This is a genomic window from Desulfobulbus propionicus DSM 2032 (assembly GCF_000186885.1).
Taxonomy (GTDB): domain Bacteria; phylum Desulfobacterota; class Desulfobulbia; order Desulfobulbales; family Desulfobulbaceae; genus Desulfobulbus; species Desulfobulbus propionicus.
Genome location: NC_014972.1, coordinates 1067828 through 1091292 on the forward strand (window position 1 = coordinate 1067828; position 23465 = coordinate 1091292).

A 23465-nucleotide genomic window follows, 5' to 3' on the forward strand; every position below is an offset into this window, starting at 1 on the left:
CTGGGTGTTTGCGGCGAGCAGGACGGAGTGCGGCTTTCTCGGGACGTGAACCGGCGCGTCGGTCGGGCGATGCACGATTACGCCATGCTGGCCGATGGTGATCGAGTACTGGTGGCGGTTTCCGGCGGCATGGATTCCCTGGTGCTGGTTTGGCTGTTGTTGCATTGGCGGAAAAAGGCGCCCATCGACTACGCGCTTGAAGTGGTCCATGTCGACATGGAGCCGGAAGGTGAGGCGCCCGGGGCGGCGGCCATCCAAACCGCCGACCTGGTGGCGCGGTTCGGTGTGCAGGTGCATATCGTGCCGGCCCTATGGCGGCCAGTCCTCTCCGGTGAGGGAGAGGATGCGCGAGGACAGGATCTCTGTTTCCAATGCGCCCGTTCCCGACGGACCCAGCTGTTCGAGCATGCCCGGCAGACCGGTTGTACCAAGATTGCCTTTGGCCACCACCGCGACGACATTGTTGAGACCTTTCTTCTCAACCTTACCTGCGCGGGCAACATCAGCACCATGTCGCCCCGCCAAGAGCTCTTTGCCGGCCGTTTGAGCCTGATACGGCCGCTGGCCTATCTCGATAAAAGCGAAATCGCGGCCATCGGCGGGGAACTGGGCCTGGAGCCGGTCCGGTCCACCTGTCCGCTGTCAGAGAGGACTCGGCGCGGGGAGATGCATCAGTTGGCCGAGCACATCTATCGGCAGATTCCCGGGGCCAAGGAGCACATCTTCGCCGCCCTGGGGAATGTCCGTCTCCAGTACCTGCTCCGCCAGACCGGCGGCAGGAGGCCCTGATGCGAACGGGTAACGATTGTCTGGTCTGTTTCATGCGCCAGGCCCGGGCGGTGATTGGCCGCTCGACCAGCGACCCGCGGGAACAGTGGCGCCTGCTCACCGAAGTGGGAGGCATGTTGTCTGGTTTTGACCCCCGGCTGCCGTCGCCGGAAAACGCGGTTCTTTTTTACCGCCATATCGCGCGGAGCACCGGCGTCAGCGATCCCTACCGGGAGGAGAAGCAGGAAAGCAATGCCTTTGCCCTGGGAGTGGAAACGCGCACCCGCGAGTTGATCCACCAGGAATCCGATCCGCTGCGGGCCGCTATCCAGTTCGCCATCAATGCCAATGTCCTCGACTACGGGGCCCAGTACCGCCTGGACCGTGATGCGGCCTTGGCCTCCTGCCGTCAGCCGCTGGCCGTCGATCATTATGCCGCTTTGCAACGCCAGGTCGAGGGCCAGGCAACCATTCTCTATCTCGCCGATAACTGTGGTGAAATCGTCTTTGACAAGCTGCTGATCGAGCGGCTTGTCGCCAAGGGCTGCCGGGTGACCCTGGCAGTGCGGCGAGCGCCGATCATCAACGACGCCACCCGGGAGGATGCCGTTCACTGCGGGCTTGATCAGCTCTGCCCGGTGATCGACAACGGTGCCGATGTGCCGGGCACCCCTCTGGCCAACTGCAGCGAAATCTTCCGCCGCCATTTTGCCGAGGCCGACTGCATCATCAGCAAGGGCATGGGTAATTTCGAGTGCTTGGCCGAGGTCCGGGCGCCGCTCTTTTTTCTGTTCACGGCCAAGTGCACCACCGTGCTCACGTATCTGAAACGCCGTTGCGCCGACGCCGACCTGCGGATCGGCTCGCCGGTGCTACTCCAGGCCACGCAGGGACAAGAACCGCGAGCGGTGTGATGCGTTTGGCGATCCTGGCCGACATCCACGGCAACTATCGGGCACTGGAGGCGGTGCTGGCCGATGTTGCCCACGAGGGTGCGGATCGGATCGTCTCGCTGGGTGACAACATTGGGTACGGCCCGGAACCGGAAGAGGTGGTACGGGCCCTGCAAGGCTATCGTGTGGTCTCGGTCATGGGCAACCATGAGCTGGGCTTGGTCAGCCGCAGCTATTTCAACCGGCTGCATGCGGCGGCCCGCGATTCCCTGACTCTGACCCGTTCCCTGCTGAGCGAGGAATCGCTCGCCTGGCTGCGGGCGTTGCCGTTGGTGCGCATCTGCTGCGGAGCCCGCTTGGTCCATGGCAGTCCGCCCCAATCCGCCACCGTGTATCTCCACGCCCCCACCGACACCCGGCTGCGGCGGCTGTTCGCCAGCTATCCGGAACGTCTCTGCTTTGCCGGTCACACCCATGCCTTTGGCTGTTATTGGCTCGACCAAGACGCGATCGGTCGCCGCTCGCTGGCGGTGGCACGGGTTCCGCTGGTCTCCGGGCGTCGTTATCTGATCCTGCCCGGCAGTGTTGGCCAACCACGCGACAGTCTCGGCTGGCAGGCCAAGTACCTGCTCTGGGATGTGGACGAGGACTCTATCGAAGTGCGGGCGCTGGCCTACGACGTGCATACAACCATTCATCTCCTTGGCGAGCGCGGCTTTCCGGCCACCAACGCCAAGCGCCTTTTTTGGTGAGCTCATGAAACAGATCGGCAGGTACGAGGTGATCCGCCGCCTCGGCAAGGGAGGCATGGGGTCGGTCTACAAGGCCATTGTTCCGGTGATCGACAAGGTGGTGGCGATCAAGCTGCTCGACCCCAACGAACTGCTCGAGGATATTCTCGGCTTGGAACAGTTGCGGGAGATTTTCACGTTCGAGGCTCGGACCATGGCTGCCTTTACCCAGCCGTTTCTAGTCACGGCCCACGATTTCGACCATGATCAGCACGGCCGCCCCTTTTTCGTCATGGACTACATCTGCAACAACCTGGGCGAGATGATCGGCGAAACCTTTCAGATCGAACAACCCTCCCGGATCATCCGCGCCGAAAAAGTTCTCCATTACGGTCGCCAGATCCTGGCGGCCCTGGATTTTCTCCACCACAACGACATCATCCACCGCGACATCAAGCCACAGAACATTCTGGTCACCGATGAGGACACGGTCAAGATTTGCGATTTCGGCATGGCCCTGGTGCGGGGAGTCAGCTTTTCCGGGCCGGACAACATGCAGATCGGCTCGCCCTGCTACACCCCGCCGGAACAACGCAAGAATCCCAAAGGCGTGGATGGCCGTGCCGACCTTTATTCTGCGGCAGTGCTGCTTTACCGCATGCTCACGGGGCAACTGCCCGGAATGCAGAGTTTTCCCCTCTCGCTGATCAATCGCCGCTACGACCGCTCTTGGGACGAGTTCTTTACCCGGGCCCTGCGATGGCAACCGGAGGAGCGTTTTCAATCCGCGGCCGAGATGCTGGCTGCCTTTGATCGGCTGCAATTGGGGCAGGCGGTGGGGGCAGGAGCGTGCGGCCTGGCCGAATCTACCCAGCAGACCGTGCCGCTGCGCAGCGAGCCGGCCAATGTCTGCCGTTCGCGCGCCCGGTCGCTTTTCGCGGTCAACGAACTGTTCCGACCGCTGGCGCCGGTATGCAACCGCTGGGAAACGGCCGCGCGCACCGTGCTCGATCGGGCCACCAATCTGGTGTGGCAGCGCGAGGGCAGCCGTTATCCGCTGACCTTTGCCGCGGCGCATGCCTATGTGCGGCAGCTCAATGACGCGCGTTACGACGGGCATGGCCGTTGGCGGCTACCGACGGTCAACGAACTGCTCAGCCTGTTGCCCGACGGCGATCACGGCGGGTTGCCGGAATCGCCGGAGTGGCCGGTGAAATGGCTTTGGTCCTGCGACCGCCATGGACACCACGAAAGCTGGTATGTTAACATGGACATGGGCTATGCCGGAGTGCGGGACGTCAACTGCCTCAATCATGTACGGGCAGTGGCCGATGCGCCGGTGATTTGATTTTCCTCCCACGTCGAGAAGCACCGCATGGACTATCCCATATCGCATTATTTTCTCGTTCGTTCCCGATCCGGCCAACTGGCAGGGCAGCATGTCGAGCGCTATCTGGCCAACAATCAGCTGATCAGCTATGCCGAATTCTTTGTCCGCACCGAGGAGATTCTCAACGGCGCGGGACACACCTTCTGGGACACCCTTGGCCACGGACTGGCCGCCAACGATCAGTTCGCCCGCAGGATGCTCGCGCACCTCAAGGAAGAAGGGGTCACGTCCCTGGACCAACTGCCCGAACTCGAGCAGGGGTATGTCACCAAGATCCTCCACACCCTGACCCATCTGCTCGACGGTTTCATCGGCATCGATTCGGTGTTTTACAATCTGGTGGAGGATTCCCACCGGGTCAGCGCCGGTCTGTCCGACGCCATCCGCGCCAATCCAGCCGACTATTGGCTGGTGCCGGTGCGTACCGGCAAATTGGAGGCTTCGGTGCTCCATCCGGTGGATTGAGCACACCACGCGGAAATCCGGGGGAAATACCAGCCCGTGTTTGTGAGGAGGACGATGCGAGCGCTACTTTTTGGTTCCATCCGCACGAGTCTGATTATCTTGGTGCTGCTGGCGGTACTGCCGGCCCTGGCGATTCTGCTCTATACCGGACGTGAACTGCGCGCCCGGGTGGTGAACGACGCCGAGCAGTATGCGCTGAGTCAGGTCCAGGCCATGGCAGCCCATCACGAACGGGTGGTGGACAACGCCCGGCTGCTGCTGATGACCCTTGCCAAATTCTCGGAGGTACAAACGCTCAATGCCGCCGCCTGTCAGCCGCTATTGGCCGACATGCTCGCCCGCAACGCCGTTTATGTATCCCTTTCCCTGGCCGACGCACAGGGCCGCATCCTCGCCGCCGCGCCGTCCTCTTCCGCCGGACATATCGGCGCGAGTGCCTTTTTTGAGAACGCCATGCGCAGCCGGACGTTCACCGTCGGCGACTATACCCTGCTGCCCAACGCACGACGGGTGGTGGTCCAGTTCGGCCAGCCCATTCTCGATGCCGGCAACCAGCCGGTCGGTCTGCTGGTGGCGGATTTTGACCTCAATTCGTTCGGCCAGGTTTTTGCCGATACCCGCCTGCCGGAACATTCGATTTTCACCCTGACCGACGTTAATGGCATGCGGCTTACCCGATTCCCGGAAACCGAAAAATATACCTGGGTCAGAGATCTGCCCCAGATGGTGGCGAGAATGTCCGGCCGAGACGAGGAGGGGACTTTTCTCGAAACCGGGGTGGATGGGGTCAATCGATTGTACAGCTTCAAACGGTTGCATTTTCAGGGGGCCTCTTTTCCCTACCTGATGATCCGCCTCGGTATCCCGGTGGATCAGGCCTTGGGCGAGGCACGGGCAGTTATTGGCCGCAACGTGGCGTTATTGGCGCTGGCGGCGATTCTGGCCCTGATAACGGCTTGGTTTGTGGCCGAATTCACCATGTTGCGCCGCCTGAACGGCCTCATGGTTGCCACCGATAGATTGAAGACGGGCGATTTGGCGACCCGCACCGGCATGGGTGCCGAGGAGGGAGAATTGGGGAAATTGGCGGCCGCCTTTGACGCCATGGCCGAAGGGCTGGAGCAGAAGGAGAAGGAGCGAGCCTTGGCCTCGGAGCAGCTACGGCGCCTCAACGAGGAATTGGAGCAGCGGGTGGCGCAGCGCACCGAACAGCTGGCCAGCGCCAACCGTGATCTGGCGCAGACACTGGAGGATCTGCAGCGCACCCAAAAACAGCTGGTGCTCTCCGAGAAACTGGCGGCCCTGGGTGAACTGGTGGCGGGCGTGGCCCATGAAATCAACACCCCGGTGGGGGTGGCGCTGTCCGCCGGTTCGACCCTGGCGGAGAAGCAGCGGATCCTCGAGGAGATCTTTGCCCAGGGCGGCATGAAACGATCCGATCTGACCGCCTATCTGGAGGAGGCGCGGGAAGGGACCGAGATGATCCTCATCAACCTCAACCGAGCCTCGGATCTGATCCGCAGCTTCAAGATGGTGGCGGCCGATCAGGTTTCGGAAAGCCGCCGTCTGTTCAACGTCCGGCACTATCTCGACGAAATCCTTCTCAGCCTGCGGCCCAAGCTGAAAAAGACCCGGCATCGGGTCGAGATCGTCTGCGATCCGGAATTGACGATCGAAAGCTATCCGGGGGCCTTTTCCCAGATTCTCACCAATTTGATCGTCAACTCCCTCATCCATGGCTTTGCCCCTGATCAGGCGGGCGAAATCCGCATCGAGGTGCACCGGACCGGCAGCACGCTCGAATTCCGCTACGCCGACAACGGCAGGGGGATGGACCGGGAGATCGTCGAGCGCATCTTTGAGCCGTTTTTCACCACCGCCCGCAGTCAGGGCTCCACCGGCCTGGGGATGCACATTGTGTTTAATATCGTCACCCGCACCCTGCACGGCGCCATCGCCTGCGAGAGTGCGCCGGGACAGGGGACCGCTTTTTGCATCACCATGCCCGTTTGAGAGGGGAAGCCTATGAACGATGCCGATGAAATCCTGTTCAAGGATGAGCCGCCGGAGCCGCCCCGAAGCCCTGAAGACCAGACGGCCGCTGCCGGCGAGCCGTGGAAGATTCTCATTGTCGACGACGAGGCCGATGTGCATTCGGTCACCACCTTCATGATTAGGGGATTGGATTATCTGGGGCGCAGATTCCAATTTTTTCATGCCTACAGCGGCGGGGAGGCGCGTCGGATCCTGGCCGAACAGCAGGATCTGGCCGTGGTCCTGCTTGATGTGGTCATGGAGAGCGATGACAGCGGCCTGCAGCTGGTCCATTTCATCCGGGAGGAATTGAAAAACCGCAGCGTGCGCATCGTTCTCCGCACCGGCCAGCCGGGAAAGGCGCCAGCCGCCAAGGTGATCCTCGAGTACGACATCAACGACTACAAGGAAAAGACCGAGCTGACCCTCGACAAGATGCTGGTCACGGTCATCTCGGCCCTGCGCAGCTATCATTTCATCACCACCATCGAAAACAACCGCCTGGGGTTGAAAAAGATCATCGAAGCCTCGGCAGACATCTTTGAACGCCAGTCCCTGCAAAAGCTTGGCAGCGGCGTGCTCAGCCAGTTGACCTCCATCCTCCGGCTGCACGACGATGCCCTGGGCAAAGGCGCTTCCGGCCTCACCGCCTCGGGCGCCAATGGGCAGTCGGTGGTGCTGGCGGCCACCGGCCAGTTCTGCCGATACGTGAATCGACCGGTGGGCGAAATCGATACCGAACTGATGAACACGACCCTGCGACTCGCGCAGTCCCAGCGCCATGGCTTTTACTGCCAGGACGGCAAGTGCGCCTGGTACTTCAAGAGCCAGACCGGCTCGGAGAATTTTCTCTATTTTGAAATCGACAAGGAGCTGGACGAAAACGACCACGACTTGCTGGAGCTGTTTTTCACCAATGTGTCCCTGGCTTTTGACAACCTCTTCCTCAACAAGGGGATCGAGGACACCCAGAAGGAAATTATTTTCCAGATCGCCGAAACCATGGAGTGCCGTTCGGCCGAAACCGGCAGCCACGTCCGCCGGGTGGCCGAATATGCGTATCTGCTGGCCTTGAAATCCGGCCTGGGTGAAGAGGAGGCCGAGATGCTCAAGCTGGCCTCCACTCCGCACGACTTGGGCAAGATCGGCATTCCCGACTCGATCCTCAACAAACCGGGGCCGCTCACCCCGGAAGAATACTCGATCATCAAGACCCATGTCTATCGCGGCCACGACCTGCTGATCAACTCATCCAGTCCGATTGTCAGGGCGGCGGCCCGCATCGTTTTGCAGCATCACGAACGGTGGGACGGGCAGGGCTACCCCCAGGGGCTGAAGGGCGAAGAGATCCATATCCACGGCCGGATCATCAGTGTGGCCGATGTGCTCGACGCCCTGTCCAACCGGCGGGTCTACCACGAGGCGTGGTCCTGGGAGGAAGTTTTTGTCCATTTTCGCGAACAGCGGGGCAAGCACTTCGATCCGCAGCTGGTGGATATCCTTTTGGATCACCAGGAGGAGTTCAAGGCGATCTGGTCGCGCTACAACGCCGTGGGGATGCAATTTCCCTGAGCGTCCTTCGAAAGGGAAAGGTGGCGAACGTTTGCTTTTTGTTGAATTTTTTCACCTATTCAGAGTATGAAAAAGAGCTGTGTGTCAGCCCATGCATTACTACCCCATAATCAGCGACAGAGGAGCGGACGGAATGGGAAAAATCGGCAGAAATCACCCCTGCCCCTGCGGTTCGGGAAAAAAATACAAACACTGCTGTCTGCCCGCCACGCAGGCGGGGGCGGCCGGCAGCCCCACCAATCAGATGAAGATATCGCTGATGGCGGCGATCGAAAGGATCCAGGCATTGGCGGCGGACAAGAAGGCTGCGTTCCATGAACTGGGCGTGTTCCTGTTCTACAGCGATCAGGAAGGAGACGCCTGGCTGCTGGAGATCACCGAGTCCGATGCGGTGCAACTTGCCCGTGGCGGCGCACGGCTGGAGGTGCCCATCGACGAGAATCCGGAGACCATCGAGATCAACTTCAGCCATACGTTTGCCTTCCGCGATCGCCAACTGGTTCTCACCGCCTATGCCGACAAGGCCGAAACCCAGCTGGAGCGGGCGCCCGGCCAGCAGATCCACGCCGCCATCCGTAGGCTGTACAAGCGGTATCCCAAGGAAATGCTTGAACGGATGCACGTGGAGCCCGAGCACGGCGCCGGGGCGTAACCTCCCACATGGCACTCCGGTACCGATGGTATCGCCTCCTCCCCGTGACCCTGGTCATGGGGGGGATTTTTTATCTTTCCCACCAAACGGGCGACAGCCTCGCCCTGCCTGACATCGTCAATATCGATAAATTCTTACACTGTCTGGTTTACACGGTGCTGGGAGTGTCCTTTCTCTATGCCTTGCCGCCGTCCTGGCGGCATCGGCATCCCTTGTTGGCCGCTTGTGCCACGGTCCTGTTCTGTTTTGGGTACGGCATTTCCGATGAAATGCACCAATTCTTTGTTCCAGGAAGGTTTGTCAGCGCGGGGGATTTGCTTGCCGATGCCCTAGGCGGCCTGTTGGCGGCGATGAGCGAGAAAGGGCGGAAAGAGTTGGTGATTTTTTTTAAAAAAAACAAATATTTAATTAAAATATAGCTAACCTGGCATAACCGGTCAATTCTTAAAAAAACATGATACGTGTGCGACCGTTTTTTGTTGTTTCCGAATTCAATTGACTTTTTTGGCACTATTTGAGGAACTGTCAGTTCGGAATTTTTGTTTTTCCGGAATTTAGGACGAATAGGCGGAATTTTTAAATATTGTTTTTTGGTTTCAAACGGTTGGCCTGTTTGTCGAGATGGTGTGAGTGGATGATGTATCTGCAAAAATCGAGGTTGTTCCATTTTTTATTTAATAAAATCAATATATTGAAGTCCTGGGTAGATTCCTTGATTTTTCCTGTTCCCCTGTATCAGAGGGAACAAGGCTGACGAAAGCGATAGAAAGAAAGTTGAGCCTTTGATATCCTGTTTTTTGCTAAAATTCTTTTGTTATCATTTGGTTATTATTTTGTTGGAATGTCGAGCTAAGTGGAAACACTCTATTTCTTTTTCGGGATCGAATTTTGCATAAATACAAGAAAATCCGTTGCCAGCTCAGTGTGAGGATAAGAAGAAGGAGCGGATATCAGAATATACAGGAGGACAACATGAAGAAGCGTTTATTGACGGTATGGGCGACCGGCTTGTTTGTGCTGGCAGCATCAAGTGGTGCGCAAGCCCTCACCATTAATAGTGGCGCCATAGAGGTAGGATCTATCGATACGTTGCTGACCAGTACGATATCGCCCAATAGTGGAGAAGAAGCAGAAGTGAATTGGGTCAATGGTGTTCTTGGCACAACGTACACAGTGGCCAATTATTTCAAAGACGATTTTGATTGGGATGATCCAGGGTTTGTAAACCCTTGGAAGACGGTTGACGGAAGCAACAACGATGGGTGGGCGTATGACCTTTTGAGCGATGGTGGCTATTTTCTCATCAAAACGGGCAACTTCAAGGTGGTTGACTCAACGGGAAAGGAGGTTCAAGGGGTAACGCTCCCCGATACCTTTCTTTATCAAAACGATCCCAGCGAGGATTGGGCAGTTGTATCCCTTTCAGGAATCGCACTTCATTTGAATACCTATTTGGCCCAAAATTATTCTGGCCAATATTCCGTGGCAGCTTTTGACTTGACGAAATTAAGCCACCTTGGTGAATTCAATAATCCCATCCCCGAGCCGGCCACCATGCTGCTCTTCGGTACCGGCATCGCCGGCTTGGCAGCCGTTGCCCGGCGAAGAAAGAACTGAGACAAAACAAGTTCCTTGATAATGGACAAAAAGCAGGGCAGCTCGGCCCTGCTTTTTTTTTTTGCGTCGTGGATAAACCTTGGTGGTTGCTTTTTCTTCCCGCTCCCAGTAAGTCCTGGAATCAGGGGAAGGGGTGAGGGGACCGCTCTTCACCTTCAGGGGCATTGGCCGACAGCGGGCGGCCTGCGCCCGCTTGTGCCGCTCTTTTCCGCACGCAGCTGCCATGCCGTTCCTTGAACTGGACAGTCAATATCGCCTTCATTACCAGATCATTGACGGTCGGTCTGACCGTCCGTGGTTGCTCTTCCTTCACGAAGGATTGGGTTCCGTTGATCAGTGGCAGGACTTTCCCGATCAACTGTGCGAGCGCACCGGCTGTCCAGGGTTGCTCTATGATCGGCTCGGCTACGGCCAATCGTCGCCGCTTCAACGCAGTAGAACCATCCACTATCTGCATGCCTACGCCCTGCAGGAACTGCCACGGGTGATCGAAGCCCTGATCCCTGGCCAGCCCTTCCTCCTCATCGGTCATTCCGATGGCGGCAGCATCAGCCTCATTTTCGGCGCGGAACGGCCATCCTTGCTCAAAGGCATGATCACGCTCTCGGCTCACGTTTTTGTCGAGCAGGTCAGTCTGGATGGCATCCAGCAGGCCCGGGAGGCGTTTACCCAAGGAAAATTGACGTCGGGACTTGCGCGATATCACGGTGACAAGAGCGAGACAATGTTCCAGGCCTGGGCGGAAACCTGGACCAGTCCCTGGTTCCGATCCTGGAACATCGAATATCTGCTCCCCGCCATCGAGGCGCCGCTCCTGGTGCTTCAGGGCCGCGACGATCAGTACGGCACCCGCGCCCAGGTCGATGCCATTGTCGATCAATCTGGCGGTCCGGCCACCCCCTTGTTGCTGGAGGGGTGCGCGCATGCCCCTCATCTCGAGTTTCCCGAATTGGCCCTGGACTTGATGTCCTGTTTTGTCAACCGTGTACAGACCATCGGCTGAACGAGAATCCGAAGGACAGGGCGCGCAGTTGTTTTTCCTCCTTGCTTATTTGCCTTCCGTCAGCAACTTGGCCATCTCCTTGGCGAAATAGGTGAGGATAATATCCGCGCCCGCCCGGCGGATGGCGATCAGGCTTTCGGCCATGACCCGTTCGCCGTCGATCCAGCCTTTTTCGGCAGCGGCCTTGATCATCGCGTATTCGCCGCTCACCTGATAGGCGGCCACCGGCAGGTCGAATTCGTCGTGCAATCGGCTGATGATGTCCAGATAGGCCAGGGCCGGCTTGACCATGAGAATGTCCGCGCCCTCCTCGACATCGAGGGTGGCCTCGCGCAGGGCCTCCTTGCTGTTGGCCGGGTCCATCTGGTAGGAGCGGCGGTCGCCGAATTGGGGGGCGCACTCGGCGGCATCGCGGAAGGGGCCGTAAAAGGCGGAAGCGTATTTGACCGCATAGGACATGATCGGCACCATGTGAAAGGAATTCTCGTCAAGCGCGGTGCGGATCTCGCTCACCCGGCCATCCATCATGTCCGAGGGCGCGACCATGTCGGCGCCGGCTTGGGCATGGGACAGCGCGGTCTTGGCCAGCAGTTCCAGGGTGGCGTCGTTGTCGACCTCGTGACCGGCCAGGCAGCCGCAGTGGCCGTGATCGGTGTATTCGCACAGGCAGACATCGGTGACCACGGTCATCTCCGGAACCTTGTGCTTCAATTCGCGGATGGCCTGCTGGATGATGCCGTTTTTCGCATAGGCCCCAGACCCCAGGCCATCCTTCTTTTCCGGCAGGCCAAAAAGAATGACCGAGCGGACCCCCAGGGCCAAGCAGTCCTTGGCCTCCTTGGCCAATTGGTCCACTGACAGGCGGAACACGCCGGGCATGGAGGCCACTTCCTGGCGGAGCCCCTTGCCGGGAAGGACAAAGAGCGGATAGATCATCTGCTCCGGGACGAGCCGGGTTTCACGGATCATGGCGCGAAAAGTTTCGGTGCGGCGCATTCTACGCGGGCGGAATTCAGGAAAAACCATGGGATACCTCGTGGTGAAATAAGGGTTGAGAAACGGGTCTGGTGCAACGAGAAGGAAGAACGTCGTGCGGTGCGTCTTGTCCGGTTCGGCTGGCGAGGGCCCGGTTGTGACGGGTGGCAGGCGAGCGGGACGCGGCCCTACTTGACCGCAATGCCCAAGGCCTTCACTTTTTTGTGCAGATGACTGCGTTCCATGCCGATCTGTTCGGCGGTTTTGGAAATGTTGCCGTCATTTTCCTCGATCTTGGCCGACAGGTAATCGGTTTCAAACCGGCGGCGCGCGTCCTTGAAGGAGAGGTGACGGTACATCGGATCAACAGGCTGTGCCGGCGGTGGATGCAGCGGCACGTTGCCGAGGAAAAGCGCCACGTCCTCCGCTCCGATTTCCTCGCCCGGGGTCATGATCACCAGCCGCTCCACCAGGTTGCGCAATTCGCGAACATTGCCCGGCCAGTGATGGCGTTGCAGCATGTCGAGGGCATCGGCGGAAAAGTGCCGCCATCCGATACCCTTATGACTGAACTGCTTGACGAATTCGGCCACCAGCAACGGGATGTCCTCCCGGCGTTCGGCTAGATCGGGCACGACAAGCGGGACCACGTTCAGCCGATAGAACAGGTCGGCCCGAAAGTGACCCTGCTCGATCTCTTCTTCCAGATTCTTGTTGGTGGCCGCCAGAACGCGGACATCGACCTCGATGGTCCGAGAACCGCCCACCCTCTCGAACTTCTGTTCTTGAAGAATACGCAGCACCTTGGCCTGGCTTTTCTGGCTCATGTCACCGATCTCGTCGAGAAAAAGGGTCGAGCCGTTGGCTTGGTCGAATTTGCCCTTTTTGTTTTCCGTGGCTCCGGTGAAGGCGCCCTTGACATGGCCGAACAGTTCGGATTCGATCAACTCTTCCGGGATGGCGGCGCAGTTGACCGCCACCATCGGGTGTTTGCTCCGCAGCGAATGGCGATGGATGGTCTGGGCCACCAGCTCCTTGCCGGTACCGTGTCCGCCCCGGATCAAGACCCAGGCGTCGGTGGGCGCAACCCGTTCAATCTGCTGCCGCAGGTGCGCCATCAGCGGACTGTTGCCGATCAGATGGGCAACTGCCGGTCCGTTTTCGCGCAGCAACTGGTTGTCCCGTTCCAATTGCGCCAACTGCAGCCCCTTTTTGATCGAGAGGATGGTCTTGTCATAGGAGAGGGGTTTTTCGATGAAATCGAACGCGCCGTTGCGCGTCGCCTGCACTGCGGTTTCGATGGTGCCGTGTCCGGAAATCATGATCACCGGCAGGCTGAACCGCTGCTTGATCAGCCGCAGCGCCTCGAGCCCATCCATGCCCGGCATCCAGATGTCGAGGAGAATCAAGCTGATATTTTTTTCGTCCAGCACCTGCAGCCCCTCTTCGGCGGAGGCGGCGGTCAGGGGGACGAATCCTTCGTCAACGAGAATGCCGGCAAGACTTTCGCGAATGGCGGCTTCGTCGTCAATGATGAGAATGGTGTCGGGCATCGGGACGTACTGAGGGCAAGGAACAATCGGAAAAATGGCGAACCGTGGAGGGCGAGCTGGCAAACATGGGCATCATATCAGGTATCCAGCGGCAGCTCAACCGCAAACACCGCCCCTGTCGGAGTGTTGTCGTAAACGCGAATGGAGCCGCCGTGCTCGCTGACAATGGTGTGGGCGATGGCCAGCCCCAGTCCGGTGCCGGATTTGCGAGTGGAAAAATAAGGCTCGAAGATACGGAGCTTGACCTCGTCGCTGATCCCTGGGCCGGTATCGGCCACCTCCAAGCGGACGGTCGCGCCGTTCCCGCCTGGGCCGAGGGTGACCGCAATGTTGCCGCCGCCGGCGAGCACCGATACCGCGTTGTCGAGCAGATTGATGAGCACCCGCTTGATCTGTACCGCATCAAAGAGGAATTCGGGCAGGGCGGGGTCGGCATGGCAGGTGATGGTCAATTGTTTGTGCGCTTCCTGGTAGAGCACGACCACTTCCTGGACCAGGAGGCCGAGATTTTTGCGTTCCTTGTGCAGCTGCGGCATGCGGGCGAAGTCGGAAAACTCGCTCACCAGGTTTTTGATTTCATCCACCTGGTTAATGATGGTGGCGGTGCATTGATCGAAAATGGCCCGGTTTTCGCCGATGGTGTCCAGGTAGCGTTTACGCAGCCGCTGGGCCGACAGCTGAATCGGGGTCAGCGGATTCTTGATCTCATGGGCAATGCGGCGGGCCACTTCCTGCCAGGCGGCGAGCCGCTGCGCCTTTTCCAGGTTGGTCAGGTTGTCGAAGACGATGACAAAGCCGATGGGGTGCTGCCAGTCGTCGAGCATCCGGGTCACGTTGACCTGGAGGGAAAGGGTCTCGCCGCGCCGGATGGTCACCCGCAGGTGGCGTTCGATGGTCGCCTTGCCCGTCTCAAGCAGCTCCCTGAGAAAGCTCTCGACGATCAGGGCGTGCTGCTTCGGCAAGGCGGCGTGGAAGTCCTTGCCGAGAAACGTGGCCGGGCGAATGGCCAACAGTTTCTCGGCAAAACGGTTGATGGTGGTGATGCGGTTGTTCTCGTCTAGGGCAATCACCCCGGCGGCAACATTTTCGAGAATGGTTTCCAGATAGCGGCGGCGCTGTTCCGAAACCTCGTTACTGTCCTGCAAGGCCCGGTGGGTCCGGGCCAGTTGCTGGTTGGAGGCGAGGATTTCGGCGGTCATGGAATTGAACGAATCGACCAGCATCCCCATCTCGTCGTCCGCCTCTTTTTCGACGATGAAATCCATGTCGCCGTCCGCCACCCGTTTGGTGGCCTCGGCCAGTTTGTTGATCGGGCCGGTGAGACTGCGGGCGATGTAGAAACCGAACCAGATGGCGCCGAACACAATCAGCAGGGTGATGATCAGCAGCATGATGATCAGGCTGAACTTGATCGGTGCCTTGAGCATGATCATCTGCTGGTAGCCGGTAATGCCGTCGGAAATGGATTGCATGGTTTCCAGCTGAGCCGAGGGCAACAGCAGGGTGGTGATCAGAAACCAGGTTTGCGGCGTGCCCACCGTGACTTGTACCGGAACAATTGCCTGGATCAGTTCACCAATGGTGGTGCGGCGGCTGACCAGTTCGGTCCGGTCGGTGTTGGCGGTCAGTCGCAGGGCTTCCGAGGGCAGAGTCGGCGAGGCAATGGATGCCAGGCGCGGTCCCTTGACGGAAACAACAGGCCTGCGCTGGCTGTCGAGGAGGAGGAGGCTGTCCGGCGCGCCAGGCAGATCGATTTCCAGGGTCTGGGCAAAAAAACGTTTGAGCGTGGCCGGATTGTCCAGCGGCAGGGTGCCGCTCTCCAGGAGGGACGCCAATTGCCGGCCGGTATACTCGGCTTTTTCTTCGGTATCGTGCAGGATCGACTGCGCCAGCTTCAGGGAGGATTGGAGGGATTCCTCGACCCGGGCGTTGAACCAGTAATCCATGGACGTCGAGACAAAGCGCAGGGCCACGAGAAATAAAATCGCGGTCGGTACCAGGGAGAGGGAAACAAAGCAAATGACCAGCCGGGTGCGGAGCCGCGATCCGAGCAGATGCTGTTTGCGCTCAAAAACCAGTTCCACCAGGTTGCGCAGCACCAGGTAGAGCATGAGCAACAGCAGCAGCCCGTTGATGTTGATCAGGGCAAAGATGAGGATGGTGCTGGAAATGGGCAGGGAAAAATCGCCGCTGAGCAGTCCGCGCTGGACGGAACCCAGCACCGGGATCAGGAGAAGGCAGAAGGCGATGACGATCCGGACCAGCCGCTGTTTCTTTTTCTTCTGTTCCGCGGTGAGCATGCAGTGAGGGAGCGGGGTCAGTATCTGAACTCGATGGTCCGCCAGTCGGTTTCGAAATCCCAGAGGGAGGAGAAGGGCAGAATCCGGTGCATGCCAAGGGGCAGGGATCCCTTTTTGAGGGTGACCTTGAAATGAATGGCATAGGGTGCATCGGGGATCAGCTGTGAAAGAGCGATCACCTTGACGCCGTTGAGTTCGGCCGTCAACCGTTTGGCCTCGTCGAGATCCGTGGTGGTCACCGCCTTTCCTTCCTGGTCGGAAAAAGTGATCCGATATTCTTGCCGCTCGGCATCGAAGCTCAGCGTATGGGTGACCGAGGATTCGACCAGCGAGGTGTTCAGCCAGTTACCGCTGGTCTTGATCAGTTCCAGTTGATAAGTGAAGACAACGGGAATGCCGCTTTTCACCCCTTCGATCATTTCCTGGGTAAAACCGTTTTTCACCGTGGCAAAGAGCAACAGGTCGACATCCGAGGTGGTGACAATGATGTCCTTGATCTCGGGCGTGACCTCGTCGGCGGCAGTCAGCAGGCTGGAAGGCAGGAGCAGCAACAAACCGCAGAGCAAGGCTATGTGCAAGTGTAATCGTTTCATTATATGGTCAAGAGAACGCGACGGGCGCGCTCTGGAGGTGGAACGGCTAAAAATATACCCTGAGCATATACCTGATCACCGGCCTTTTGTCCATGACAAGAGACCGGGTGAAGAGGGACAAGTTGTTGCTCTTGAATGATTTACGGGGTGCGGAGGGCGCCGTTGCCGCTCGATGGGCCGGAGTGGACGGGACCGGAACCTCTTTCCCTGGAAAGGCGGCGATCAGGTGGACCGGTTACCATTCGATCCGCAGCAGATTGTCCAGCGGTCGCACCCGGGCAAGCCGGATCCGGACAATGTCGCCGGGTTCGACCGGAAACGCCGGATTGGGCGGCAGGTCGACGTCGAACAGGCAGTCGCAGAGCAGTAGATTGACCCGTTTCGCTCCCTGGCCAACCACCAGGGCGTTGATCCGTTGACCTTCCTTGGGTTCGAGATAGCGAAGAATCCAATACCGATGGCGTTGCTGCCGGATGGCATTGGCGCGACCGAGCTTCTGCTGGATGATGCCGGCAAAGGTCTTGCATTCCTCGCTTGAAAAAAGAATGCCGCGGCCATGGATCATGTGGCAGAGTTGGTGCTGCATGGCCAGATCGAGAAAGCGACGGATCGGCGAGGTGATGGTGGTATAGCTGTTGAGGCCGAGACCGCTGTGGGGCTTGGGGTGGGCGGTCAGCTCGCCCCGGGCGAGAAAGCGGCGCTGATGGGCAATGTCGGCCAGGTTGTTCTGCACGCCGGAGATGATTCGGCGGCGCGGCGGCGGCTGCGAGCGGAACAGGCCCGGAGCTTCCCGCGCCGCCATGTAGGAGGCGGCCAGGCTGTTGGCCAGGATCATCAGCTCGGAGATCAGGTTGCGCGCCGGCGTGTCCACCGGTGACAGATAGACCTGAATGTGCTCCCGGTCGCGGATATCGATGTTGACATCAGGCAGGGACAGCAGCAACGCCCCCTTGTCGACCCGCTGTTGGCGGAGTTGCTGACGGACAACGTTCAGGGCCGCCAAGTCGGGATCGCGCTCGATCAACTGATCCGCCTCGCGGTAGCTCAACTGGCGTTTGACCTCGATCACCGCCGGCACGATGGAGGAGTGAACGATTTCGCCCGTCGCGGTCAAGGTGACGAGAAAACTGATGGTCGGCCGAATCTTGCCCTGAATCAGGCTGCACAGATCGAGCGACAGCTCCTGGGGCAACATGGGAATGTGGCCTTCGGGGAAATAGATCGAGGTCGAGCGCTCCCTGGCTTCGGCGAAGAGCGGACTCTTGGGGGGCACATAGTAGCTGACATCGGTGATGTGGATGCCAACCTCGACGTGGCCATCGTCCTTGCGGACAATATGGACCGCATCGTCGAAATCGCGGGTGGAGGCGCCGTCGATGGTCAGGGTGTCGAGGGCTCGCAAATCCCTGCGTTTGGCGTCGGCAAGCAGTTCCTCGAGGGTGGCCTCGCGAAGGGATTGGCTGAGCTGCAGGCAAGGTTCGGGAAACTCGATCGGCTGGTCGGAGCGAAGCAGGGCCAGGTTCTCGTCCGCATCCCAAACTCCCGCCTTGACCAGCAACGCATGACCGCTGTGCGGCGCGGTGAAGCCGGCTTTTTTCAGAACCAGGCGGCAGAACTCATCCTCGGCGCATTCGCTGCCCTGCAGCACCCATTGCGCCAGCCAGTGCAGACAGCGCTCGCGTTCAGGCCACTCATCCTCGACACTCGCTTCCCCTCGCATGATTTTTTGCAGACCGATGGCCGCCTGGTCGAGGAGTCGCGCTTTTTCCGCTTCCCGCTGCCGTTGCAGACGCATCTGTTCGACCTGCTCCGCGCTGTGGGTCGTGATCAGGCCGTTTTTGAATTTGAAGAACAGAGAATCGGCGAAGACCGCCCGGAGAAAGGCGGCGCGTTGATCGTCGGTGGCGCGGTCGCCGAAAAAAAGTTCGGCAAGGAAGTCGGGCTGAAACTCGTTATCCGCCTCCTCATTGACAATCTGCCACAATTCCTCCAGACGGATGGTGTCGGCCAGCGCCGCCCGGTCGGTGGCGCGCTGTTGGAGGAGCGCGGTGAGTGCCTCCCTGCTGGGCGGCTGCGGACAGGGTTGCCGGGAGGCGATCAGCACCCGCGATTCCGGCAGATGGAGTTCTCGTCCGTTCTGGCTGAGCAGATGAATCTTTCTGTCGGCAAGGCCGGTGACGTACCCGCAGAAAAATCTGCCAGCGTCGATGAATTCAATAAGGCTGCCGGGGGAGATCATCGGTATAACACGTTGCGAAGTTCGAGGGTCATGGTAAGCTACAACCGATAGCAGGATTCCACCTCTTTGTCATTATTTTCTTCGGGGATTTTTCCCGCACGCTTCCAACAAGGACACAGACCATTGACCACCACGCCTCATCGTTCCGGTGTAGCGGCCATCATCGGCCCGCCCAATGCCGGCAAATCGACCCTGCTGAACCATCTCCTGGGGCAGAAGATCGCCATTGTCACCCCCAAGCCGCAGACCACCCGCAACCGGATCATGGGTATTGTCACCGGGACGTCCTATCAGATGATTCTTCTTGATACGCCGGGACTGCATGCGGCACGGGAGGAAATGAACCGGCAGATGGTGCGAGTGGCGTTGGAGAGCCTGGCCGAGGCCGATGTGATTCTCTTCCTGGTCGATGGCGCCGACTGGGCGGAAAAAAAGCGGGAGCAGCGGGCCGAGGAGTTTCAGGGCTATTTGGAAAAAATGACCTGCCCGGTGGTGCTGGCGCTCAACAAGGTGGATCTGCTGCCGTCGGCGCAGCTGCTGCCGGTCATGGACTGGTACCGTAGGCTCTACCCCTTTGCCGCCATGGTGCCGATCTCGGCGTTGCGGGGCACGGGAATCGACACCCTGACCGACGAGTTGGTGGCCCGTTTGCCGGTTGGACCCCAGTATTATCCGGAGGATATCCCCACCGATGCCAGCGAGCGGTTCATCGCCGCCGAAATCATCCGGGAAAAGATCTTTCTGCTCACCCGTGATGAGGTGCCCTATTCGACCGCAGTGATCATCGATAGTTTCGAGGAAGGCGAGCCGGTGGTCATTCAGGCGACCATCCTGGTGGAGCGCAGTTCGCAGAAGGGCATTCTGGTCGGGCAGAAGGGCAGTATGTTGGCGGCGATCCGCAAAAGCGCCACCCGGGAGATCGAGCAGCTGCTCGGTTGCCGGGTGCGGCTGCATCTGTGGATCAAGGTGAGGAAAAATTGGACCGGCAATCCCGCCATTCTTAGGGAACTGGGGCTTGGGTGAGAGACCCAACGGCTCGTCTTGGCGCCGCTTGGTCGGGCGTCCAGCGTACCGAGGCCGTGCTCATGCTTTTTTCTCGATTAGCGCTGGTCGGTGAGATTGAGGCTTTTGAGAATGATCAAGGCGGTGCGCAGTTGGTTGTCCTGTTCTAATCGTTGTGCAATCTGTTTGATATCGTTGATTTTCTTGAAACTTTCTTCCTGGTCCTCCACGGCTTCCTCGTTTTTGCCCGGGGGGGGAGAAGGTTGGGCGGCTTCATTTTCCAGGTGACGGGGCAGATCCTTTTCCCGCGTGGTGACAGGGGAAGACAGCGGTGCGTCCTTGGTTTCGTTTGTGGTGAGCGGCACCACCATGTCGGGTTTGATGCCGGTGGCCTGGATTGAATCACCGCTGGGGGTGTAGTATTTGGCGGTCGTCAGGCGAAGACCGGCGCCGTCGGGCAACGGCAGGATGGTTTGGACCGACCCCTTGCCAAAGGTGGTGGTGCCAAGAATAATTGCCCGTTTATGATCCTGGAGCGCGCCGGCGACGATTTCCGAGCCGCTGGCGCTGCCGCCGTTGACCAGGACCACCATGGGAAAATCACTGTGGCTGTCGTCCGGATGAGCCTCAAAAACCATCTGCTCCTCCTTGTTTCTGCCCTTGGTGGAGACAATGACCCCCTTGTCGAGGAAAATGTCGGCGATCTTGACCGCCTGGTCAAGCAGTCCACCCGGATTGTTGCGCAGGTCGAGAATCAATCCCCGCAGGGCAGATTTTTTCTTGAGGTCTTTGAGGGCGCTACGCACATCCTTGGTGGTGGATGCCTGAAAATTGGAAATGCGGATATAGGCAAACCCCGTATCCAATTCCATGGACTTCACCGAAAACAAGGGGATAGCTTCCCGAATCAGGGTATAATCCCGGGGCTCCCTCCATTCTTGACGATGGATGGTGATGGTCACCGATGTGCCCTTTTCACCCCGCAATTTCTTGACCGCCTCCAACAGGGTCATGGTCTTGGTCAGTTCGCCGTCAATCCGCACGATCTGATCGCCGGACCGGATGCCCTGCCGGTCCGCGGGCGTTCCCTCGATCGGGGCGACTGCGGTGAGGATGCCGTCACGGATGGAAATCTCGATGCCGATGCCGGTGAAACTGCCTGATGTTTCTTCTTCCAGGTCCTTGAAATCCTCCGCTGTCATATAGGCGGAATGGGGGTCGAGCGACCCCAGCATACCGTTGATCGCACCGGTGATCACCTTGCCTGAATCCACCTCCTCGACATAGTACTGTTGGATCAAGGTCAGTACATTGGCAAAGGTTTCCAGGTCTCTGTACAGGTCTCGCTCCTGTTTGCCCTCGTCGGCGCGGACAGGGGTGGTCAAGAAACACAGGAAGGTGATCAGCAGGACAATCGGGTGTTTCATGTGGTCATCACTAACCGGGAAGAGAAGAGAAAAAAGCCCCAAGAAGACGGAAAGCAGTCAACGCGACGAATTGGATCGCGGTGAACGGGAATGGATTGAAGCTTACTTGTTTCCACAACTTAACGGGATTTCAAAGGCGAGGCAACGGATATTCGCCATGGGCCGGAAAATCCCGTTTGCCGAAGACCATCAAGGCTGGGCGAGGGATCCGGGCTTGAGCCAGAGGAGGGGATCCTCGGCCACGGCATCGTGGCGGATCTCAAAATACAGGCCGCTGCCGAACAGCGTGTCGGTGCTGCCGGTGGTACCGATGATCTGTCCTTGCGTGATCGGATCGCCTTGGCGTACCCGGATCGCGTCAAGTCGCGCGTAGACGGTGAAGTATTGCCCCTCGTGGTCGATGATGATCATCTTTCCGTATCCACGCATGGTATCGGCAAAGAGTACCGTTCCCTCATAGACGGCGTAGACCTCGGTCCGTTCGCCGGTGGCGATGGAGATACCGTTGGCGAACGTCATGTCGCCGTCGCTGGCGGAACTGTCGCGGAAGCGGGAGACCACCTCGCCCCAGACCGGTGGCGACAGTTTTCCCTTGGTCAGTTGAAATCCCTGGCCCTTTTGCCCATTTGTCCTGGTGGTTGTCGCCAGGGTGGAGGCTAACCGGTTCTCCGCCTTCCGCATCTCTTTGAGCGCTTGTTCGTACAGGTCTTTCTGGGTCTGGACGCGCTGCAACATCCGTTGTTTTTCTTCGGCGGCCTGCTGGAGAGCCGCATTCTCCTTGTCGGCGTCGGCCAGGAAATTTTCCAGCACTCCTTTTTCCAGTTCGCTCGATTGCCGCGTCCGCTGCAGGGTGGTCAGGCTTTCCCGGTAAGTCTTGAACAGCGCCTGGTCGTAGGTGATCAGCGAATGAAAGCCATCCAGGGTCAGAAGCAGATCCGGCAAGGGCTTACCGGAAAAGGTAACGTTGAGAAAACCGGTTCTGCCCATGATGTAAAAGGCCTTGAGGCGTTTGAGCAGGTGCTGGCGCAGGGCTTCGTTGCTTTCCATGAGAGACGCCAGTTCCCGTTCCTTGGCGGCCAGCACCTGTTCTTGTTGACGGATTTTTTCTTTGAATTCATCGACCTTGCCCTTGTGGACCGCGATTTTTTCCTCCATCTGCTGGAGTTCGTCGAGCAGGGACCGCTCCTCTTGGGCACTTTGTTCGAGCATCAGTTCCTGTTGCTTGATGCCGAAGCGGAGTTTGCCGATGTTGAGGGCCTCTGCATGGCCGCGTTCGGCCGTCTCGGCGGGGCAAGGCGACGGTGCCAGCAAGCCGGCGAGCATGACCGCAACGGTCAGCAATAGGTTCAGGAGGCGTTTGCTCATAGTTGGAGAAATCGTCTGATGGCCGAGAAACTGCCGGCAGCGCAGAGAAGGGTGGCGGCGCCGACAATCAGGAGGACCACCGGCCAGGAAAAGAAGGTGAACGACAGCAGGCTGGTTGTCGCCGGCCCGGCAAACTGCAGTTTGATCCAATTGAACAGCAGGAGGAGGGCCGCCATGCCAAGGCCTCCGCCCAGCAATCCCTGCATGGCGCCTTCCAGGAGATAGGGCGTGCGGATATAGTTGTTGGTGGCACCCACCAGACGGAGCAGTTCCAACTCCTGCTGCCGCGCCACCAGGGTCAGGCGGATGGTGTGGGCCACCATGAAGGTGGTGGTCATGATCAGCAGTGATCCGGAGAGCAGGATGACCACCCGGATCAGTTGGACGAACGAATAGAAACGCTCAATCCATTCCTTGCCGTACTGGACCTTGAGCACGCCGGGCAATGTTTGCAGGTAGTCGGAAAAACGCTTGATCCGCGAGAGGCTGTCCAGGGATCGGATCGGATAGACCTCAATCGAAGGGGGCAGAAAATCGGTGGGGACGCCGGTCAGGATATCGCTGCTGTCGCCGAGCTGCCGTTCAAAGCGTTTGAAGGCCTGGAGGCTGTCGACGAATTCGATCCGTTCCACTTGGTCGAACTTGAGGATCTTGTCCCGGTACTCCTCCTGCATCGGAGGGGTCGGTTCCTCGTCGAGATAGACGATCAGCCGCAGGTCGTCGTCGAGCTCGCTGCCGATCTGCAGGGCATTGGCATAAATCAGATAGAAGAAGGAAAAGATCAGGACCGACAGGGAAACGGTGAACAGGGTCATGCATTGCGACTTCCAGGTCAGCAGCATGTTGCGGCAGGCATGGCGGAGCATAACAAGGAAAAAACGCATCG

General features: G+C 59.0%; 20 protein-coding genes. 12 read left to right on the forward strand and 8 right to left on the reverse strand.

Translation table 11 applies throughout. The annotated features are described in order from the left end of the window. Window positions 1-27: 27 nt before the first annotated feature. From DESPR_RS04710 to DESPR_RS04760, 11 genes are all read left to right on the forward strand, one after another. A complete protein-coding gene (locus DESPR_RS04710; RefSeq protein WP_015723669.1) occupies window positions 28-789 on the forward strand; it encodes a tRNA lysidine(34) synthetase in 762 nt (253 codons plus the stop codon). Then, window positions 789-1682 carry a damage-control phosphatase ARMT1 family protein gene (locus DESPR_RS04715; protein ID WP_015723670.1) on the forward strand — a complete coding sequence of 298 codons (894 nt, stop codon included), beginning with the start codon at window positions 789-791 and terminating at the stop codon, window positions 1680-1682. Before DESPR_RS04710 ends, DESPR_RS04715 begins: the two co-directional genes overlap by 1 nt. Beyond that, window positions 1682-2413 carry a metallophosphoesterase family protein gene (locus tag DESPR_RS04720; RefSeq protein ID WP_015723671.1) on the forward strand — a complete coding sequence of 244 codons (732 nt, stop codon included), beginning with the start codon at window positions 1682-1684 and terminating at the stop codon, window positions 2411-2413. Before DESPR_RS04715 ends, DESPR_RS04720 begins: the two co-directional genes overlap by 1 nt. 4 nt (window positions 2414-2417) lie before the next feature. After that, window positions 2418-3740: a protein kinase domain-containing protein gene (locus DESPR_RS04725; RefSeq protein ID WP_015723672.1), complete on the forward strand. Its 1323-nt coding sequence runs from the start codon at window positions 2418-2420 to the stop codon at window positions 3738-3740. Window positions 3741-3767: 27 nt separating this feature from the next. Further along, entirely contained in the window at window positions 3768-4247 is a 480-nt protein-coding gene (locus DESPR_RS04730; RefSeq protein WP_015723673.1) for a hypothetical protein, read from the forward strand. A 54-nt stretch (window positions 4248-4301) separates the two neighbouring features. Then, window positions 4302-6260, forward strand: a complete 1959-nt coding sequence (locus tag DESPR_RS04735) for a sensor histidine kinase (RefSeq protein WP_015723674.1) — start codon at window positions 4302-4304, stop codon at window positions 6258-6260. Window positions 6261-6272: 12 nt separating this feature from the next. Beyond that, the gene (locus tag DESPR_RS04740; protein WP_015723675.1) at window positions 6273-7853 is read left to right on the forward strand and encodes a DUF3369 domain-containing protein; all 1581 of its coding nucleotides are present in this window, start codon (window positions 6273-6275) and stop codon (window positions 7851-7853) included. Between the two features lie 133 nt (window positions 7854-7986). Next, window positions 7987-8505, forward strand: coding sequence for an SEC-C metal-binding domain-containing protein (locus DESPR_RS04745; RefSeq protein ID WP_015723676.1), 519 nt, complete (start codon window positions 7987-7989; stop codon window positions 8503-8505). 8 nt (window positions 8506-8513) lie between these two features. Beyond that, a complete protein-coding gene (locus DESPR_RS17040) occupies window positions 8514-8924 on the forward strand; it encodes a VanZ family protein (RefSeq protein ID WP_015723677.1) in 411 nt (136 codons plus the stop codon). Between the two features lie 553 nt (window positions 8925-9477). Further along, window positions 9478-10122: a PEP-CTERM sorting domain-containing protein gene (locus DESPR_RS04755; RefSeq protein WP_015723678.1), complete on the forward strand. Its 645-nt coding sequence runs from the start codon at window positions 9478-9480 to the stop codon at window positions 10120-10122. Between the two features lie 223 nt (window positions 10123-10345). After that, window positions 10346-11125 carry an alpha/beta fold hydrolase gene (locus DESPR_RS04760; RefSeq protein WP_015723679.1) on the forward strand — a complete coding sequence of 260 codons (780 nt, stop codon included), beginning with the start codon at window positions 10346-10348 and terminating at the stop codon, window positions 11123-11125. A gap of 45 nt (window positions 11126-11170) precedes the next feature. On the opposite strand, the gene hemB is transcribed toward DESPR_RS04760, so the two are convergent. The 5 genes from hemB to DESPR_RS04785 form a co-directional block, all read right to left on the reverse strand. After that, window positions 11171-12151, reverse strand: a complete 981-nt coding sequence (gene hemB / locus DESPR_RS04765) for a porphobilinogen synthase (RefSeq protein ID WP_015723680.1) — start codon at window positions 12149-12151, stop codon at window positions 11171-11173. Window positions 12152-12288: 137 nt separating this feature from the next. Next, entirely contained in the window at window positions 12289-13653 is a 1365-nt protein-coding gene (locus DESPR_RS04770; protein WP_015723681.1) for a sigma-54-dependent transcriptional regulator, read from the reverse strand. A 77-nt stretch (window positions 13654-13730) separates the two neighbouring features. Next, entirely contained in the window at window positions 13731-15953 is a 2223-nt protein-coding gene (locus DESPR_RS04775) for a sensor histidine kinase (RefSeq protein WP_015723682.1), read from the reverse strand. Between the two features lie 17 nt (window positions 15954-15970). Beyond that, the gene (locus DESPR_RS04780; RefSeq protein WP_015723683.1) at window positions 15971-16546 is read right to left on the reverse strand and encodes a DUF4390 domain-containing protein; all 576 of its coding nucleotides are present in this window, start codon (window positions 16544-16546) and stop codon (window positions 15971-15973) included. A 235-nt stretch (window positions 16547-16781) separates the two neighbouring features. Next, window positions 16782-18785: a ribonuclease catalytic domain-containing protein gene (locus tag DESPR_RS04785; protein WP_015723684.1), complete on the reverse strand. Its 2004-nt coding sequence runs from the start codon at window positions 18783-18785 to the stop codon at window positions 16782-16784. 123 nt (window positions 18786-18908) lie between these two features. Here DESPR_RS04785 and era point away from each other — a divergent pair, with 123 nt between their 5' ends. Next, window positions 18909-19808: a GTPase Era gene (gene era, locus DESPR_RS04790; protein WP_015723685.1), complete on the forward strand. Its 900-nt coding sequence runs from the start codon at window positions 18909-18911 to the stop codon at window positions 19806-19808. Between the two features lie 77 nt (window positions 19809-19885). On the opposite strand, the gene DESPR_RS04795 is transcribed toward era, so the two are convergent. The 3 genes from DESPR_RS04795 to DESPR_RS04805 form a co-directional block, all read right to left on the reverse strand. Continuing rightward, window positions 19886-21214, reverse strand: coding sequence for a S41 family peptidase (locus DESPR_RS04795; protein ID WP_015723686.1), 1329 nt, complete (start codon window positions 21212-21214; stop codon window positions 19886-19888). 189 nt (window positions 21215-21403) lie between these two features. Next, window positions 21404-22579 (reverse strand): murein hydrolase activator EnvC family protein, encoded by a 1176-nt coding sequence (locus DESPR_RS17045; protein WP_015723687.1) that lies wholly within the window; start codon window positions 22577-22579, stop codon window positions 21404-21406. After that, window positions 22576-23463 (reverse strand): cell division protein FtsX, encoded by an 888-nt coding sequence (locus DESPR_RS04805; protein ID WP_015723688.1) that lies wholly within the window; start codon window positions 23461-23463, stop codon window positions 22576-22578. The genes DESPR_RS17045 and DESPR_RS04805 overlap by 4 nt, the downstream gene beginning before the upstream one ends. Window positions 23464-23465: the final 2 nt, after the last annotated feature.